This is a genomic window from uncultured Jatrophihabitans sp. (genome assembly GCF_964252635.1).
Taxonomy (GTDB): Bacteria; Actinomycetota; Actinomycetes; order Mycobacteriales; family Jatrophihabitantaceae; genus Jatrophihabitans.
Genome location: NZ_CAXUNP010000008.1, coordinates 20797 through 33857 on the forward strand (window position 1 = coordinate 20797; position 13061 = coordinate 33857).

Here is a 13061-nt window from a genome sequence, read left to right on the forward strand (position 1 = left end):
CGCGTCGCGGAGGAGACCTGATGGCCGAGCTGAACCCCGAGGAACGCCAGTACACGCTGGCCGTCCGCGACTGGGTCGCACGCGAGGTGTTGCCCACCGTTCATGAGCTCGAGCACGCGAACACCTACCCCGAGCGGCTGATCGGCCAGATGAAGGAGCTCGGCATCTTCGGGCTCGCGGTGCCCGAGGAGTACGGCGGCGCGCCGGTGTCCATGCCCTGCTACGCGCAGATCACCGAGGAGCTCTCGCGCGGCTGGATGAGCCTCGCCGGCGCGATGGGCGGCCACACCGTCGTCGCCAAGCTGTTGCAGGCCTTCGGCACCGAGGAGCAGCGCAAGACGTATCTGCCGTCGATGGCGACGGGCGAGCTCCGCGCGACGATGGCGCTGACGGAGCCCGGGGGCGGTTCGGACCTCCAGGCGATCACGACGGTGGCTCGCCGGGACGGCGACTCCTACGTGCTGAACGGCGCCAAGACCTGGATCACCAACGCGCGGCGGTCGGGGGTCGTCGCCGTCCTGGCCAAGACCGACCCCGCTGCCACCCCGCGTCACCGGGGGATGAGCGTGGTGCTCGTCCCCAACCCGAGCCCCGGCCTCACCGTCTCCCGGGACCTGCCCAAGCTCGGGTACAAGGGTGTCGAGAGCTGCGAGATCAGCTTCGAGGACTGCCGCGTCCCGGCCGACGCGGTCCTGGGCGGCGAGGAGGGCAGGGGTTTCGGCCAGTTCATGAAGGGCCTGGAGACGGGCCGCATCCAGGTTGCCGCCCGAGCGCTCGGTGTCGCGCGTGCGGCGCTCGAGGACTCCCTGCGCTACTCCCAGGAGCGCGAGACCTTCGGCAAGCCGATCTGGCAGCACCAGTCCATCGGGAACTACCTCGCCGACATGGCGACGAAGTACTCGGCCGCCCGCCAGCTGGTGGCGCACGCCGCGGACCTCTACGACCGGGGGCTGCGCTGCGACATGGAGGCGGGGATGGCCAAGCTGTTCGCCAGCGAGATGGCCATGGAGGTCGCGCTCAACGGGGTACGCATCCACGGCGGGTACGGCTACTCCACCGAGTACGACGCCGAGCGCTACTTCCGGGACGCCCCGCTCATGATCGTGGGCGAGGGGACGAACGAGATCCAGCGCAACGTGATCGTCGGCCAGCTCATCAGTCGCGGCCTGGCGCTGTAGGCGTGGCGCCCCCGGTGGCCGAGGGGCCGTGGTTCGAGGAGCTGGAGCACGGCCTGCGCTTCGACCGGGCGCCCGCGGTGACCCTCGGCGCCGGCCATGCCGCCGTGCACCAGTCCATCGTCGGTGACCGGCTCCGGCTCGCGCTGGACGACGAGCTGGCACGGGCGGTCACCGGTCGGGCGCCGCTCGCCCACCCCGGGCTCGTCTGTGACGTCGCCATCGGCCAGTCGACCCTGGCCACGCACCACGTCAAGGCCAACCTGTTCTACCGGGGTCTCGTGCTGCACCGGTTGCCGGCGCTGGGGGACACGCTGCACACCGTGACCGAGGTCGTCGGGTTGCGGCAGAACCAGCCACGGGCCGGCAGGGCGAGTACCGGTCTGGCCGCGTTGCGCATGACCACCAGGGATCAGCACGACCGACTGGTGCTCGACTTCCTGCGCTGCGCCATGCTGCCGCTCAGGGGCCAGGCCGTGCTGACGGGACACGCGGACCCGCTCGACGAGCTGAGCGTCCCGTCGATCCCGGACGCAGTCGCTCCGTACGCGGACTGGGACCTGCAGGCCTACCGTGAACGCGTCGGGACCGTGGCCTCACCGAAGCCCGGATCGGCGTGGGCCGTGGGCGGCGGCGACGTCGTGTCCTCGGCGCCCGAGCTGGCCCGGTTGACCCTGAACATCGCCAAGGTCCATCACGACCGGGCGCAGGGGGGAGGGCGTCGCCTCGTCTACGGCGGGCACACGATCGGGCTGGCGTTCTCCCAGGTCTGCCGCGTCCTGCCCGAGCTGGTCACCGTGCTGGGCTGGCACAGCTGCGACCACCTGAGCCCGGTGCACGAGGAGGACACGCTCACCAGCGTGGTCAGTGTCGAGCGGGTCGAACCGGGTCCTGGGGGCGGCGCGGTGGTCCACCTGCGCAGCCTGGTCTCGGCCGAGGAGGCACGCCCGGTGCTCGACTGGCGTTTCACCGCGCTGTTCGCCTGACGGGAACGGGCTCGCTGCGCCGCTTCGAGGCAACTGATATAACTGATTAGCGGCAGCACATGCTGCGGAACGCCACGACACGGGAGTCTCTGATGGATGCGGTCGACCTCGCGCACGCCAAGCTCGACATCCAGGAGGTCGCCGCGAAGTACGGCCACTTCATCGATCACGGCGAGTGGGACGCCGCTCTGGACCTGTTCACCGACGACGGTGTCTTCGACGCCCAGACCGTCTACGGCAAGGTCTACGACGGCAAGGCCGAGATCAAGTCGTTCTTCGACAACGCCCCGGATGCCGTGGCCCACCACCCCACCTCGCAGTTCACCGAGGTCGGCGACAACGACACGGCGCGGTCCACCTGCAAGTTCCTGGTGTTCTTCCGTCGTCAGGTGTTCTCCGTCGACTACGACTGGGACCTCGTCCGGCAGGGCGGCGCGTGGAAGATCAAGAAGCAGACCATCCACGTCGTGGGGAAGGTTCGGGTCGCCGATCAGGCCTCGGTCTGACCTCATCCGAGTCCTCGCCCCGGACGAAAGGCACGTGCGCATGCCGGAGACCGCGAACGTCCCCGAACCCGACCGGCTGCGTGCCGCGGTGGGAAGCGGGTCCCTGTCGTCGCTGCTGGCGTGGCGGGCGCTGGAACGCCCGGAGCACGGATTCCTCTTCGTGGAGGACGACCCGGTGTGGACCTTCGGTGAACTCGCCGCCGCCGCGGCGACCACGGATGGTCGGCTCGCCGAGGACGGCATCGCTGCCGGGTCACGCGTTCTGATCAGGATCGGCAACGACGAGCGCTTCGTGCCCTGCCTCGTCGCTGCCTGGTTGCGGGCGGGGGTGGCGGTGCCCATGCACCCCGCGGCTCCCGTCGACGAGGTGCGCCGGGTCGTGTCGACGCTGTCGGTCGACGCCGTCCTGGCCGATCCCGAGGACCCGGTGTTCGGCGCGGACCTCCCGGTGCCCGTCCTGGCCGTCCCCCGGCTCGAGCACCCAGCCACGGTCGAGGCGGTGCCGCTGACCGTCCCCGCAGAGGTCTCGGGCGCCGACCCCGCCCTGATCCTGCTGACGTCCGGCTCGACCGGCGCGCCCAAAGGCGTGCTGCTCACCCACGACAACGCGTGGTCGAACCTGCGCTCGACCGTGTCCGCGTTCCGGTCGGACACCGGCCCCAGCCCGCTGCCCGACGGCGCCAAGCCGCCCAACCTCATCGCGAACCCCGTGTCGCACACCGCCGGTGTGGTCCGCCTGCTGTTCGCGCTCTACGTCGGCCGCAGCATCGTGCTGTTGCGCAAGTTCAACGGGGCCCTCGCCAAGCGGTTGGTGGACCAGCACGGCATCGACAACCTCACCCTGAACCCCGCCATGCTGCGCATGCTGCTCGACGACACCGAGCCCGGGGACACGCTGGGTCGCGTCCGCTACGCCTCTTCCGGCACCGCGCCGCTGACCCCGGCGCTGCGGACCGCCTTCGAGGAACGTTTCGGGATCCCGGTGCTGCAGGCCTACGGCCAGACCGAGTCCTTCGGCGGCATCGCGATCGAGAGCGTCAAGGACGTCCTGGCCGGGCGCCGCCGACCCGGTTCGGTCGGCAAGCCGCTGCCCGGCGTCGAGCTGCGGCTGGTGGACGACCAGGGCCAGGACGTGGCGCCGGGTGCGTCCGGCGAGATCTGGGTGCGGTCGAAGTCGGCGATGAAGGGTTACTTGACCGGGTCAGACGAGGCGCCCACCAGCACGGGGGAGTGGTTGCACACGGGCGACCTCGGCCGCTTCGACGACGACGGTTACCTGTTCATCACCGGCAGGCTGAAGAACATAATTATCTGCGGCGGCTTTAACATCGCCCCCGAGGAGGTCGAGGCGGCCCTCGAGAGCGACGACCGGGTGAACGAGGCCGTGGTCGTCTCCTGGCCGGACGAGAGGTTGGGCGAGATCCCGGTCGCGGTGGTCGAGACGTCCGCCGCCGGCGGCGAGGTCATGGCGACGGTCGCCCCCAAGCTGTCGGCGTACAAGCGACCCCGGAAGATCCTGCGGGTGGACAGGTTGCCCCGGGTGCCGAACGGCAAGGTCGACCGCCCCGCCGTGCTCCGGCTCGTCGCGCAGGCGGCGAGTTCCACCGAGCCGGGCGCGGCCGAGCTCGTCGCCGCCGCACCCGGCGGGACGGCCTCGTGACTGCGGGCCGCACGGTGCCGGTGGACGAGGCCACCGCACGCACCCTTTTGCCGCCCGCGTCGGTCTACATTGACGGCAGCTACGTCGCCGACGCCTCGGGCGAGCAGCACGACCACATCCATCCGGGTGACGGCTCGTCACTCGGTCTGTGGCGACTCGCCGGGGCGCAGGACGTCGATCGCGCCGTGCAGTCCGGCGCGGCCGCCCAGCGTGTGTGGGCCGGTCTCGCGCCCGGAGCGCGACGCGACACCTTGTTCCGCGTCGCCGAGGCCATCCGGTCGAACAGCCTGAGCCTGGCGGCCGTCGCGTCCCTCGAGATGGGGATGCCGATCCGTACCGCGGTCGCCGGGACACTCGCCGCAGCCGAGTGGCTGGCCTACTACGCCGGCTGGGCGGACAAGATCGACGGCACCGTCGCGCCCGTGCCGGGAGCCCACGACTACGCGGTCCACGAGCCGTACGGGGTGGTCGGCGGGATCATTCCGTGGAACGGTCCGGCGATGGGCCTCTGCGTCAAGGTCGCGCCCGCGCTGGCGGCCGGCAACGCCATCGTCCTGAAGCCGTCTGACGTCGCGCCGCTGTCGGGTGCGATGTTCGCGCAGTACGCCACGGAGGCCGGTCTGCCCCCGGGCCTGTTCAACGTCGTGCCCGGTGGGCCGGACGTCGGGCAGTCGCTGTGCACGCATCCGGGCGTGGGCGTCATCAGCTTCACCGGGGGCAACGTCGCGGCGCGGTCGATCGGGGCCGTGGCCGCGCAGCGCCAGGTGCCCACCCTGTTCGAGTTGGGCGGCAAGTCGGCGTCGTTGATCTTCGCCGACGCCGACTTGCCCCGGGCCGCCAAGCTGGCCGCCGTGCTCGGCGTCGCCCAGAACAGCGGCCAGGGCTGCTTCCTGCCGACCCGGTTGCTCGTGCAGCGCCCCGTCTACCAGCAGGCCCTCGACATCGTCGAGAAGACGACGACCGGCTTCGCGGTGGGGCGGCCGTTCGGTGCGGACACCACGATGGGCCCGATCGCCAACCGCGCCTCCTACGAGCGCATCCTCGGCATCTTCGACCGGGTGGCGGCCGAGGGCGACGGCCGCCTGCTGCACGGCGGCCGGGCCCTCGGCGCCGACCTGGCCGACGGGTTTTACCTGGAACCGACGGTCTACTACGACGTCGCGCCGGGCAGCCGGCTGGCCCGTGAGGAGGTGTTCGGGCCGGTCCTGAGCGTCCTGCCGTTCGACGACGAGGACGAGGCCGTGTCCATCGCCAACGACAGCGAGTTCGGGCTCGCCGGGTACGTCTGGACCGAGGACCTGCGGCGCGCGCACCGGGTGGCGGCCCGGTTGGCGGCGGGCTACGTGTCCGTCAACAGCATGGCCGGCCTCCCGCCGGCTGCCCCGTTCGGCGGCTGGAAGGCAAGCGGGCACGGCAAGGAGGGCGGCCGGGAAGGCCTCCTGGCCCTCATGCGCCAGAAGAACGTGCACGTCGCCCTGTAACGGACCGAGAGGACACCATGACCGAGGCCGAGTACACGACCGTCCTGTTCGACGTGACGGACCATGTCGCCACGGTGACCCTGAACCGCCCCGAGGTCATGAACGCCTTCAACCAGGAGATGCTCACCGACTTCCAGCACATCTGGCACCGGTGCCGCGTCGACGACGACATCCACGCCATCGTGCTGCGGGCCGCGGGCGAGCGGGCGTTCTGCACCGGTGTCGATCGCAAGGACGGCCGCTTTCGCCACGACAACCCCTTCAGTGCGGACGACCCCGGCATCTTCCTCGGCGCGAAGCAGAACCGGGTCTGGAAACCGTTGATCTGCGCGGTGCAGGGCATGTGCGCCGGCGGCGCGATGTACTGGCTCAACGAGGCCGACGTCATCATCTGCTCCGAGGACGCCACGTTCTTCGACCCGCACACGACCTACGGGATGGTGTCCGCGCTCGAGCCGATCGGGCTCATGCGCCGCATCCCGATCGGTGAGGCCATGCGCTGGGCGCTGTTCGGCCTCGACGAGCGGATTACCGCGGCCCGCGCCCAGGCCATCGGCCTGGTGAGCGAGGTCGTCCCGACGGACGGGCTCTGGGATCGCGCCGCCGTCCTGGCCGGGCGACTGGCCGCGAAACCGCCGCTGGCCGTGCAGGGGACGGTCAAGGCGATGTGGGACTCGATGTCGATGTCACCCGGCGCGGGGCGCGAGGTGCCGTTGCACTACACGCAGCTCGGCAACCCCGGCAGCCAGATCGACCTGGGTGCGGCCACCCGGCCCACCTGGGAAGCGCGCTGATCGCATCAGCACCGCAGCAACCGCACCCGGGTCCGCGCGACCCGACGGCACAACGAGGAGAGACCCGATGGCCATGCTCGACGGACGCACCGCGGTGGTCACCGGCGGCGCCCAGGGGATCGGGCTCGCGATCGCCCGCACCCTCATCGACAACGGTGCCCGCGTCGTCATCGGCGACATCGATCAGGCTGCGGTCGACAAGGCGGTGGTCGAACTCGGCGGTGCCGACGCCGCCCGGGGTGCGACCTGCGACGTCCGGCGTGCGGCCGACATCGAGGCGCTGCTCGATCTCGCGCAGAGCGACGGCGCCGCCCTGGACGTCATGGTGAACAACGCGGGCATCACCCGTGACGCCACCATGCGGCGGATGTCCGAGGACGAGTTCGACGCGGTGATCGAGGTCAACCTCAAGGGCGTCTGGCTGGGCACGAGAGCAGCCGCCGCCCGCATGCGCGAGGCCGGGCGTGGATCGATCGTGAACATCTCGTCGTTGTCGGGCAAGGTCGGCATGGCCGGCCAGACGAACTACTCGGCGGCCAAGGCCGGGGTCGTGGGTCTGACGAAGGCCGCGGCCAAGGAGCTGGCCCACCTCGGTGTCCGGGTCAACGCGGTGCAACCCGGGCTGATCCGCACCCCGATGACCGAGGCCATGCCGCAGAAGGCCTGGGACCAGAAGATGAGCGAGATCCCGATGGGCCGACCGGGCGAGCCGCACGAGGTCGCGGGGGTCGTGGCCTTCCTGGCCTGCGACTGGTCGAGCTACCTGACCGGAACGGTCCACGAGGTCACGGGCGGGCGGTTCATGTGACCGCGACCGGGCTTCGACGACGAAAGGACGCATGACATGCGCAGGTCCATCTTCGAGACCGAGCACGAGCAGCTGCGCGACACCGCCCACGACTTCTTCCTGAAGTACGCGGTGCCGCACCGCGCCGAGTGGGAGGCGCAGGGGCACGTCGGCCGGGAGATCTGGCGACAGGCCGCCGAGCACGGCTTGCTGGGCCTCGAGATTCCCGAGGAGTACGGCGGCGCCGGCATCCACGACTACCGTTTCAACGCGGTGGTCATCGAGGAGGCCGCCCGCACCCGTTCCGGTGTCGCACTGACGTTGCAGAACGAGATCGTCGCCCCGTACCTCATCGGGTTGGGGACCGAGGAGCAGAAGCAGCGCTGGCTGCCGGGCATGGCCACCGGCGAGCTGCTCGGCGCCATCGCGATGTCCGAGCCCGGCGCGGGTTCGGACCTCGCCGGGATCCGGACCAGCGCGCGCCGCGACGGCGACGGGTGGGTGGTGAACGGCAGCAAGACCTTCATCAGCGGCGGCCTGCTCGCCGACGTCGTCATCGTCGTCGCCCGCACCGATCCCGAAGCGGGACACAAGGGTTTCTCCCTGCTGCTCGTCGAGGACGGCATGGCGGGTTTTGAGCGCGGCAAGAAGCTCGACAAGGTGGGCCAGCGGACCTCCGACACGATGGAACTGTTCTTCAGCGACGTCCGGGTGCCGGCGGGCAACCTGCTCGGGGAGCAGGGCAGGGGCTTCTACTCGCTCATGCGCAACCTGCCGCAGGAGCGCCTGGGTATCGCGGTCGCCGGCCTGGCCAGCGCCGAGCATGCGTACGCGGTGACGGCCGAGTACGCACGGACGCGCGAGGCCTTTGGGCAACCGATCGCCTCGTTCCAGGTGAACCGTCACGCGCTGTCCGAGATGCACACGAAGCTCCAGGTCGCCCGCACCTACCTCGACCAGTGCATCCTCGGTGTGAGCAGCGGCGAGCTGACCGCAGAGGACGCTGCGGGAGCCAAGTGGTGGATTACCGAGCTCGAGTGGGAGGTCGTCGATCGCTGCATGCAGATGTTCGGTGGCTACGGCTATATCAACGAGTACGAGATCTCCCAGATCTGGCGCGACGCACGCATCCAGCGGCTGTACGGCGGCACCACCGAGATCATGAAGGATCTCGTCGGTCGCAAGCTCGGGTTCTGACCGCCGTGCCGATACGAGAGGACCGTTCATGATCGCCGACCGTCTCACCGGCAAGGTCGCCTTCATCACCGGCGCGGCCCGGGGGCAGGGCCGCGCGCACGCCGTACGGCTCGCGGCCGAGGGGGCCGACATCATCGCCGTCGACGCCGTCACACAGTTCGGCACGGTCAGGTACCCGCTGCCCGCCGAGGACGACCTCGCCGAGACGGTCCGGCTCGTGGAGGCGCAGGGCCGCAAGATCATCGCCCAAAGGGCCGACGTCCGCGACCTCGCCGGGTTGCGCCGGGTCGTCGACGACGGGGTGGCCGCCCTGGGGCGTCTCGACGTCGTCGTCGCCAACGCGGGCATCGCCACGTACGGCCGGTCGCTCGAGCTCACCGAGGACGAGTGGGACGAGATGGTGGACATCAACCTGAGCGGGGTGTGGCGCACCGTCCGCGCGTCCGTGCAGCACATCGTCGACGGGGGCGAAGGCGGCGCGGTCGTCATCACCAGCTCGGCGTCGGGGTTGCGGGCCATCCCCAACGCCGGTCACTACGCGGCGGCTAAGCACGGTCTCGTCGGTTTCATGAAGGTGCTCGCCCTGGAACTCGCACGGGACCGGATACGCGTGAACACCATCCACCCGACCACGGTCGACACGGGGATGACCCGCAACCAGGCCACCCTGGATCTGTTCCTGCCGGGTCAGGCCGACCAGTCCGAGGAGGCGTTCGCGCGCATCGCCGGCCGGTTGAACCCGATGCCCGTGCCGTGGCTGCAGCCCGAGACGGTCAGTGACCTCGTCGCGTTCCTTGCCTCGGACGAGGCTGCCTACATCACCGGCAGCGCCATCCCGGTCGACGCGGGCATGGCGGTGCGCTGGTGACGTGTCGTGCGGTCGACGGCGTCAGGTGAGCGCGGGCCTCAGTTGAACAGGTCGACGATGCGCTTGTTCTTCATGTCCTCACCGAGCAGCGTGCCTGCCGCGGTCTGCATGTGCTTGAGCCAGTGCTTGTGGGCGCCCTCGTTGTCGCCGTCGGCCACCAGCTTGGCCAGCTTGCGGAAGGAGAGCAGTACCCGGCGGAACCGCTCGGGGCGGTTGTTCTGGGCGAACTTGTCGGGGACGGTGGCCGCGTAGTGGGTCGCCACGACCTCCTGCAGCAGCGCGCCCTGCAAGGCCAGGGTCTTGTTGCCGCTGCCCTGCAGGACCAGCTCGTGGAAGCGGTACGTGGTGCTGGACCACTCATGCGGTTCGGGGATGCCGTCGGGGCTGACCGCGATCAGTTCAGCGACCTCGGCACAGCACTGCTGGAGGGCTTCGAGGTCGGGGCCGTTGCGGCGCGCCGCCATCATCCCGGCGCACACCGGCTCCAGCGCCATCCGGGCCTCGTAGACATCGGCGATCGTCGCGCCGTCGAGCTGCAGCAGCAGGCCGACGTAGCGGGCGCCGACGGAGACGTCCGGAGTAAGGACCAGGGCGCCCCCACCCACCCCGCGCCGCACGCTGATCAGCGACTCCGTCTCGAGGATCCGATAGGCCTCACGCAACGTGGGACGCGAGACGCCGAGCTGCACCATGAGGTCGCCCTCGGTCGGCAGGGTCATGCCGGGCTGCAGCTCACGCCGCACGATCTGACCCCGGATCTGCGCGGCGATGAGCTCAGCGGTCTTAGGCGCTCGGATCTGCTTGTTGAGCGGTGATCGCACTGCAGACGGCATTGCACTCCTCGGTCCTGAGCGAGACGGCCTTTATCGTACACACAGTTGATTCATTTTCCTCTTGCGCGGCGAAGACGGCGTGGTCCGCCGGACGCCGCCCAGCTCTTCGTCATCGGGCGCGGCCGACACAGCGGGTGACCATGGCGGGAACCGCGGCGATGTAGTAAACAAGCATCGAGCAAACAGCTTATTCAGTAACCTGTACGGAACGCCTGAGCGACAGGTGCCGCCGTCGCCCGGCAGAAGGTGAGCAATGCAGCCCGACGACTTCGCCGAGATCATCTACACCGTCCGGGACAACGTCGCCACCGTCACGCTCAACCGTCCGCAGCGGCGCAACGCCTGGACCGGGCGGATGGCCGTCGAGTACCGCTGGGCGCTGTACCGCGCCGAGAACGATCCCGACGTCGGCGCGATCGTCGTCACGGGGTCCGGGGACACGTTCTGCGCCGGCGCCGACATGCAGATCCTCGACGAGGTCGACGAGAACGGCGGCGCCTACCAGCGCGTCGCCGCGGACCTCCCACCGTTCCCGGACGACGCGCCGTCGTCCCTGCGGCACAACCACACCTATCCCCTCGCCCTGGGCAAACCGACGGTGGCCGCGCTCAACGGTCCCTGCGCCGGGGCCGGGTTCGTGCTGGCCTGCTTTACCGACTTCCGCATCTCGGTCGACGACAACAAGATCACGGCCTCCTTCGCCGGTCTGGGTCTGCCGGCCGAGTACGGACTGGCGTGGACGCTGACCCGGATCGTCGGCCAGCAGAACGCGCTGGAGATCCTGCTCGCGAACCCCGTCATGTCCGGCGACCGGGCGAGAGACCTAGGGTTCGTGCGCACCAGTGTCGGTGCCGCCGACTTGGACGATCACGTCCACGAGTTCGCCAGGGGCATGGCCCAGCACTCGTCGCCGGCGGCATTGAAGGTGATCAAGCGGCAGGTCTACCTCGACGCGTGGGGCGACCTCGAGACGGCCTACGAACGCGCCGTCACCGACATGAACCGCATGGTCGGCGAACCCGACTTCTCGGTCGGCCTCCGGGCAGCGAGGCGCCGAGAGCGGGCGCGCTACCTTCCCCGCGACGATGAGGTGGACTGAGACATGGGCCGGTTGGACGGCAAGGTCGCGCTGATCTCCGGCTCGGCACGGGGGATGGGCGAGTCGCACGCGCGGGCGTTCGTGGCCGAGGGGGCCCGGGTGGTGGTGAGCGACGTGCTCGACGACCGCGGTGCTGCGCTCGCCACGGAACTGGGCGACGCCGCGGTGTACCAGCACCTGGACGTCACGGACGAGAACGAGTGGGCCGCCGCGGTCGACCGGGCCGAGACGCACTTCGGCCGGCTCGACATCCTGGTCAACAACGCCGGGATCATGATCGTCGGGTCGGTCGAGAACACCACCCGGGACACCTTCACCACGTTGTTCGCGGTCAACCAGCTCGGACCGTTCCTCGGCATGAAGGCCGCCATCCCCGCCCTGAAGCGGGCCGGCGGAGGCTCGATCGTCAACATCTCCTCCGAGTCGGGCCTGGTGGGCAAGGGCGGGCTGTTCGCCTACTCGACGACCAAGTGGGCCGTCCGCGGGATGACCAAGTCCGCCGCCCGTGACCTGGGCCGCTACGGGATCCGGGTGAACTCGGTCCATCCCGGAGGCATCCTGACCGACTTCGTGCTCAGCGACGAGGTCAAGGACGTCGATCCGGCGACCATCTACGGCGCTCAGCCGATTCCGCGCATCGGGCGCAAGCGTGAGGTCACCCCGCTGGTCGTCTACCTCGCCTCGGACGAGAGCAGCTACGCCACGGCGTCGGAGTTCGTCGTCGACGGCGGGATGACGTCGGGCAACGACATCGACCGTTGAGACCCCGGCCGTCGACGCAGGGTCGGCGGCGAACATCGGACGGAAGGGCGTGGGATGGACCGCGTAGCCGGAAAGGTCGCTCTGATCACCGGGGCGGCACGTGGCCAGGGACGCAACCACGCGGTGCGCCTGGCCGCGGAGGGCGCCGACATCGTCGCCGTGGACCTGTGCGAGGACATCGCGACCGTGCCGTACCCGATGGCCACCGCCGCCGAGCTGGACGAGACGGTGCGTGCGGTCGAGGCGCTCGATCGTCGGTGCGTCGCCGTGCAGGCCGACGTGCGGGACCCCGCGGCCATGGCCGGCGCGGTCAGCCGGACGATCGCCGAACTGGGTCGGCTCGACGTCGTCGTCGCGAACGCGGCGGTGTCGTCCCTGGGCTCGGACTCGAACCAGGTCTGGGTCGACACGGTCGACATCAACCTGCTTGGCGTGATCAACACGATCCACGCCGCCTACCCGCACCTGCGGTCCGGCGCCTCGATCATCGCCATCGGGTCTCTGGTCGCGGTCCGACCCCGACGCGCGTACGACGAGGCGGGCCCGGGATCGGCGGGGTACAAGTACGCCAAGCTGGCCGTCGCGCAGTACATCCATGAGCTCGCGACGGCACTGGCCCCGGAGCAGATCCGCGCCAACGTGATCCACCCGACCAACGTGGAGAGCCCCATGCTGCTGAACGACTCCACCTACCGGCAGTTCCGGCGGGACCTCGACGAGCCGACCCGTGAGGATGCGCAGAAGCACTTCGCGGTCGTGCACGCGATGCCCGTGCCCTACGTGAGCCCGGACGACATCAGCCACGCCGTGGTGTACCTCGCCTCGGACGAGTCGCGTTACCTGACCGGCAACCAGCTGCGTGTCGACGCCGCCGGTTACCTCAAGGTCAACGCCTTCCACCCGTGAGGCGGCC

Annotated in this window: 13 protein-coding genes; 12 read left to right on the forward strand and 1 reads right to left on the reverse strand. The window is 70.0% G+C overall.

Annotated features, from left to right (window positions below):
* The first annotated feature begins 20 nt into the window (after positions 1–20).
* From ACFFCA_RS05325 to ACFFCA_RS05365, 9 genes are all read left to right on the forward strand, one after another.
* The gene (locus tag ACFFCA_RS05325; RefSeq protein WP_375482537.1) at positions 21–1178 is read left to right on the forward strand and encodes an acyl-CoA dehydrogenase family protein; all 1158 of its coding nucleotides are present in this window, start codon (positions 21–23) and stop codon (positions 1176–1178) included.
* A gap of 2 nt (positions 1179–1180) precedes the next feature.
* Entirely contained in the window at positions 1181–2161 is a 981-nt protein-coding gene (locus tag ACFFCA_RS05330) for a MaoC family dehydratase (protein ID WP_375482539.1), read from the forward strand.
* Positions 2162–2253: 92 nt separating this feature from the next.
* Entirely contained in the window at positions 2254–2667 is a 414-nt protein-coding gene (locus ACFFCA_RS05335; RefSeq protein ID WP_375482541.1) for a nuclear transport factor 2 family protein, read from the forward strand.
* Between the two features lie 40 nt (positions 2668–2707).
* Complete coding sequence (locus ACFFCA_RS05340; RefSeq protein ID WP_375482543.1) at positions 2708–4327, forward strand: class I adenylate-forming enzyme family protein; 1620 nt, start codon at positions 2708–2710, stop codon at positions 4325–4327.
* Positions 4324–5808, forward strand: a complete 1485-nt coding sequence (locus ACFFCA_RS05345) for an aldehyde dehydrogenase family protein (RefSeq protein WP_375482545.1) — start codon at positions 4324–4326, stop codon at positions 5806–5808. The genes ACFFCA_RS05340 and ACFFCA_RS05345 overlap by 4 nt, the downstream gene beginning before the upstream one ends.
* Before the next feature lie 17 nt (positions 5809–5825).
* Positions 5826–6602 (forward strand): enoyl-CoA hydratase/isomerase family protein, encoded by a 777-nt coding sequence (locus tag ACFFCA_RS05350; protein ID WP_375482547.1) that lies wholly within the window; start codon positions 5826–5828, stop codon positions 6600–6602.
* 67 nt (positions 6603–6669) lie between these two features.
* The gene (gene fabG, locus ACFFCA_RS05355; RefSeq protein ID WP_375482549.1) at positions 6670–7410 is read left to right on the forward strand and encodes a 3-oxoacyl-ACP reductase FabG; all 741 of its coding nucleotides are present in this window, start codon (positions 6670–6672) and stop codon (positions 7408–7410) included.
* Between the two features lie 36 nt (positions 7411–7446).
* On the forward strand, positions 7447–8586 hold the full coding sequence (locus ACFFCA_RS05360) for an acyl-CoA dehydrogenase family protein (RefSeq protein ID WP_375482551.1): 1140 nt from the start codon (positions 7447–7449) through the stop codon (positions 8584–8586).
* Positions 8587–8617: 31 nt separating this feature from the next.
* Positions 8618–9454: a mycofactocin-coupled SDR family oxidoreductase gene (locus ACFFCA_RS05365; RefSeq protein ID WP_375482723.1), complete on the forward strand. Its 837-nt coding sequence runs from the start codon at positions 8618–8620 to the stop codon at positions 9452–9454.
* Positions 9455–9492: 38 nt separating this feature from the next.
* Here the strand turns inward: ACFFCA_RS05365 and ACFFCA_RS05370 are convergent, their stop codons facing one another.
* Complete coding sequence (locus ACFFCA_RS05370; RefSeq protein ID WP_375482553.1) at positions 9493–10287, reverse strand: FadR/GntR family transcriptional regulator; 795 nt, start codon at positions 10285–10287, stop codon at positions 9493–9495.
* A 253-nt stretch (positions 10288–10540) separates the two neighbouring features.
* Here ACFFCA_RS05370 and ACFFCA_RS05375 point away from each other — a divergent pair, with 253 nt between their 5' ends.
* From ACFFCA_RS05375 to ACFFCA_RS05385, 3 genes are read left to right on the forward strand one after another with little or no spacing between them, the layout of a single operon-like run.
* The gene (locus ACFFCA_RS05375) at positions 10541–11386 is read left to right on the forward strand and encodes an enoyl-CoA hydratase-related protein (protein ID WP_375482555.1); all 846 of its coding nucleotides are present in this window, start codon (positions 10541–10543) and stop codon (positions 11384–11386) included.
* Positions 11387–11389: 3 nt separating this feature from the next.
* Positions 11390–12148, forward strand: a complete 759-nt coding sequence (locus ACFFCA_RS05380; protein WP_375482557.1) for an SDR family oxidoreductase — start codon at positions 11390–11392, stop codon at positions 12146–12148.
* Positions 12149–12202: 54 nt separating this feature from the next.
* Positions 12203–13054 carry a mycofactocin-coupled SDR family oxidoreductase gene (locus ACFFCA_RS05385; protein ID WP_375482559.1) on the forward strand — a complete coding sequence of 284 codons (852 nt, stop codon included), beginning with the start codon at positions 12203–12205 and terminating at the stop codon, positions 13052–13054.
* The last annotated feature ends 7 nt before the right edge of the window (positions 13055–13061 follow it).

What these genes read in the sequence shown, in the direction of transcription:
- ACFFCA_RS05325 (WP_375482537.1), top strand. Translation starts at nt 21, where the DNA reads ATGGCCGAGCTGAACCCCGAGGAACGCCAGTACACGCTGGCCGTCCGC.
- fabG (WP_375482549.1), top strand. Translation starts at nt 6,670, where the DNA reads ATGGCCATGCTCGACGGACGCACCGCGGTGGTCACCGGCGGCGCCCAG.
- ACFFCA_RS05340 (WP_375482543.1), top strand. Translation starts at nt 2,708, where the DNA reads ATGCCGGAGACCGCGAACGTCCCCGAACCCGACCGGCTGCGTGCCGCG.
- ACFFCA_RS05350 (WP_375482547.1), top strand. Translation starts at nt 5,826, where the DNA reads ATGACCGAGGCCGAGTACACGACCGTCCTGTTCGACGTGACGGACCAT.
- ACFFCA_RS05360 (WP_375482551.1), top strand. Translation starts at nt 7,447, where the DNA reads ATGCGCAGGTCCATCTTCGAGACCGAGCACGAGCAGCTGCGCGACACC.
- ACFFCA_RS05380 (WP_375482557.1), top strand. Translation starts at nt 11,390, where the DNA reads ATGGGCCGGTTGGACGGCAAGGTCGCGCTGATCTCCGGCTCGGCACGG.
- ACFFCA_RS05335 (WP_375482541.1), top strand. Translation starts at nt 2,254, where the DNA reads ATGGATGCGGTCGACCTCGCGCACGCCAAGCTCGACATCCAGGAGGTC.
- ACFFCA_RS05375 (WP_375482555.1), top strand. Translation starts at nt 10,541, where the DNA reads ATGCAGCCCGACGACTTCGCCGAGATCATCTACACCGTCCGGGACAAC.
- ACFFCA_RS05370 (WP_375482553.1), bottom strand. Translation starts at nt 10,287, where the DNA reads ATGCCGTCTGCAGTGCGATCACCGCTCAACAAGCAGATCCGAGCGCCT.
- ACFFCA_RS05385 (WP_375482559.1), top strand. Translation starts at nt 12,203, where the DNA reads ATGGACCGCGTAGCCGGAAAGGTCGCTCTGATCACCGGGGCGGCACGT.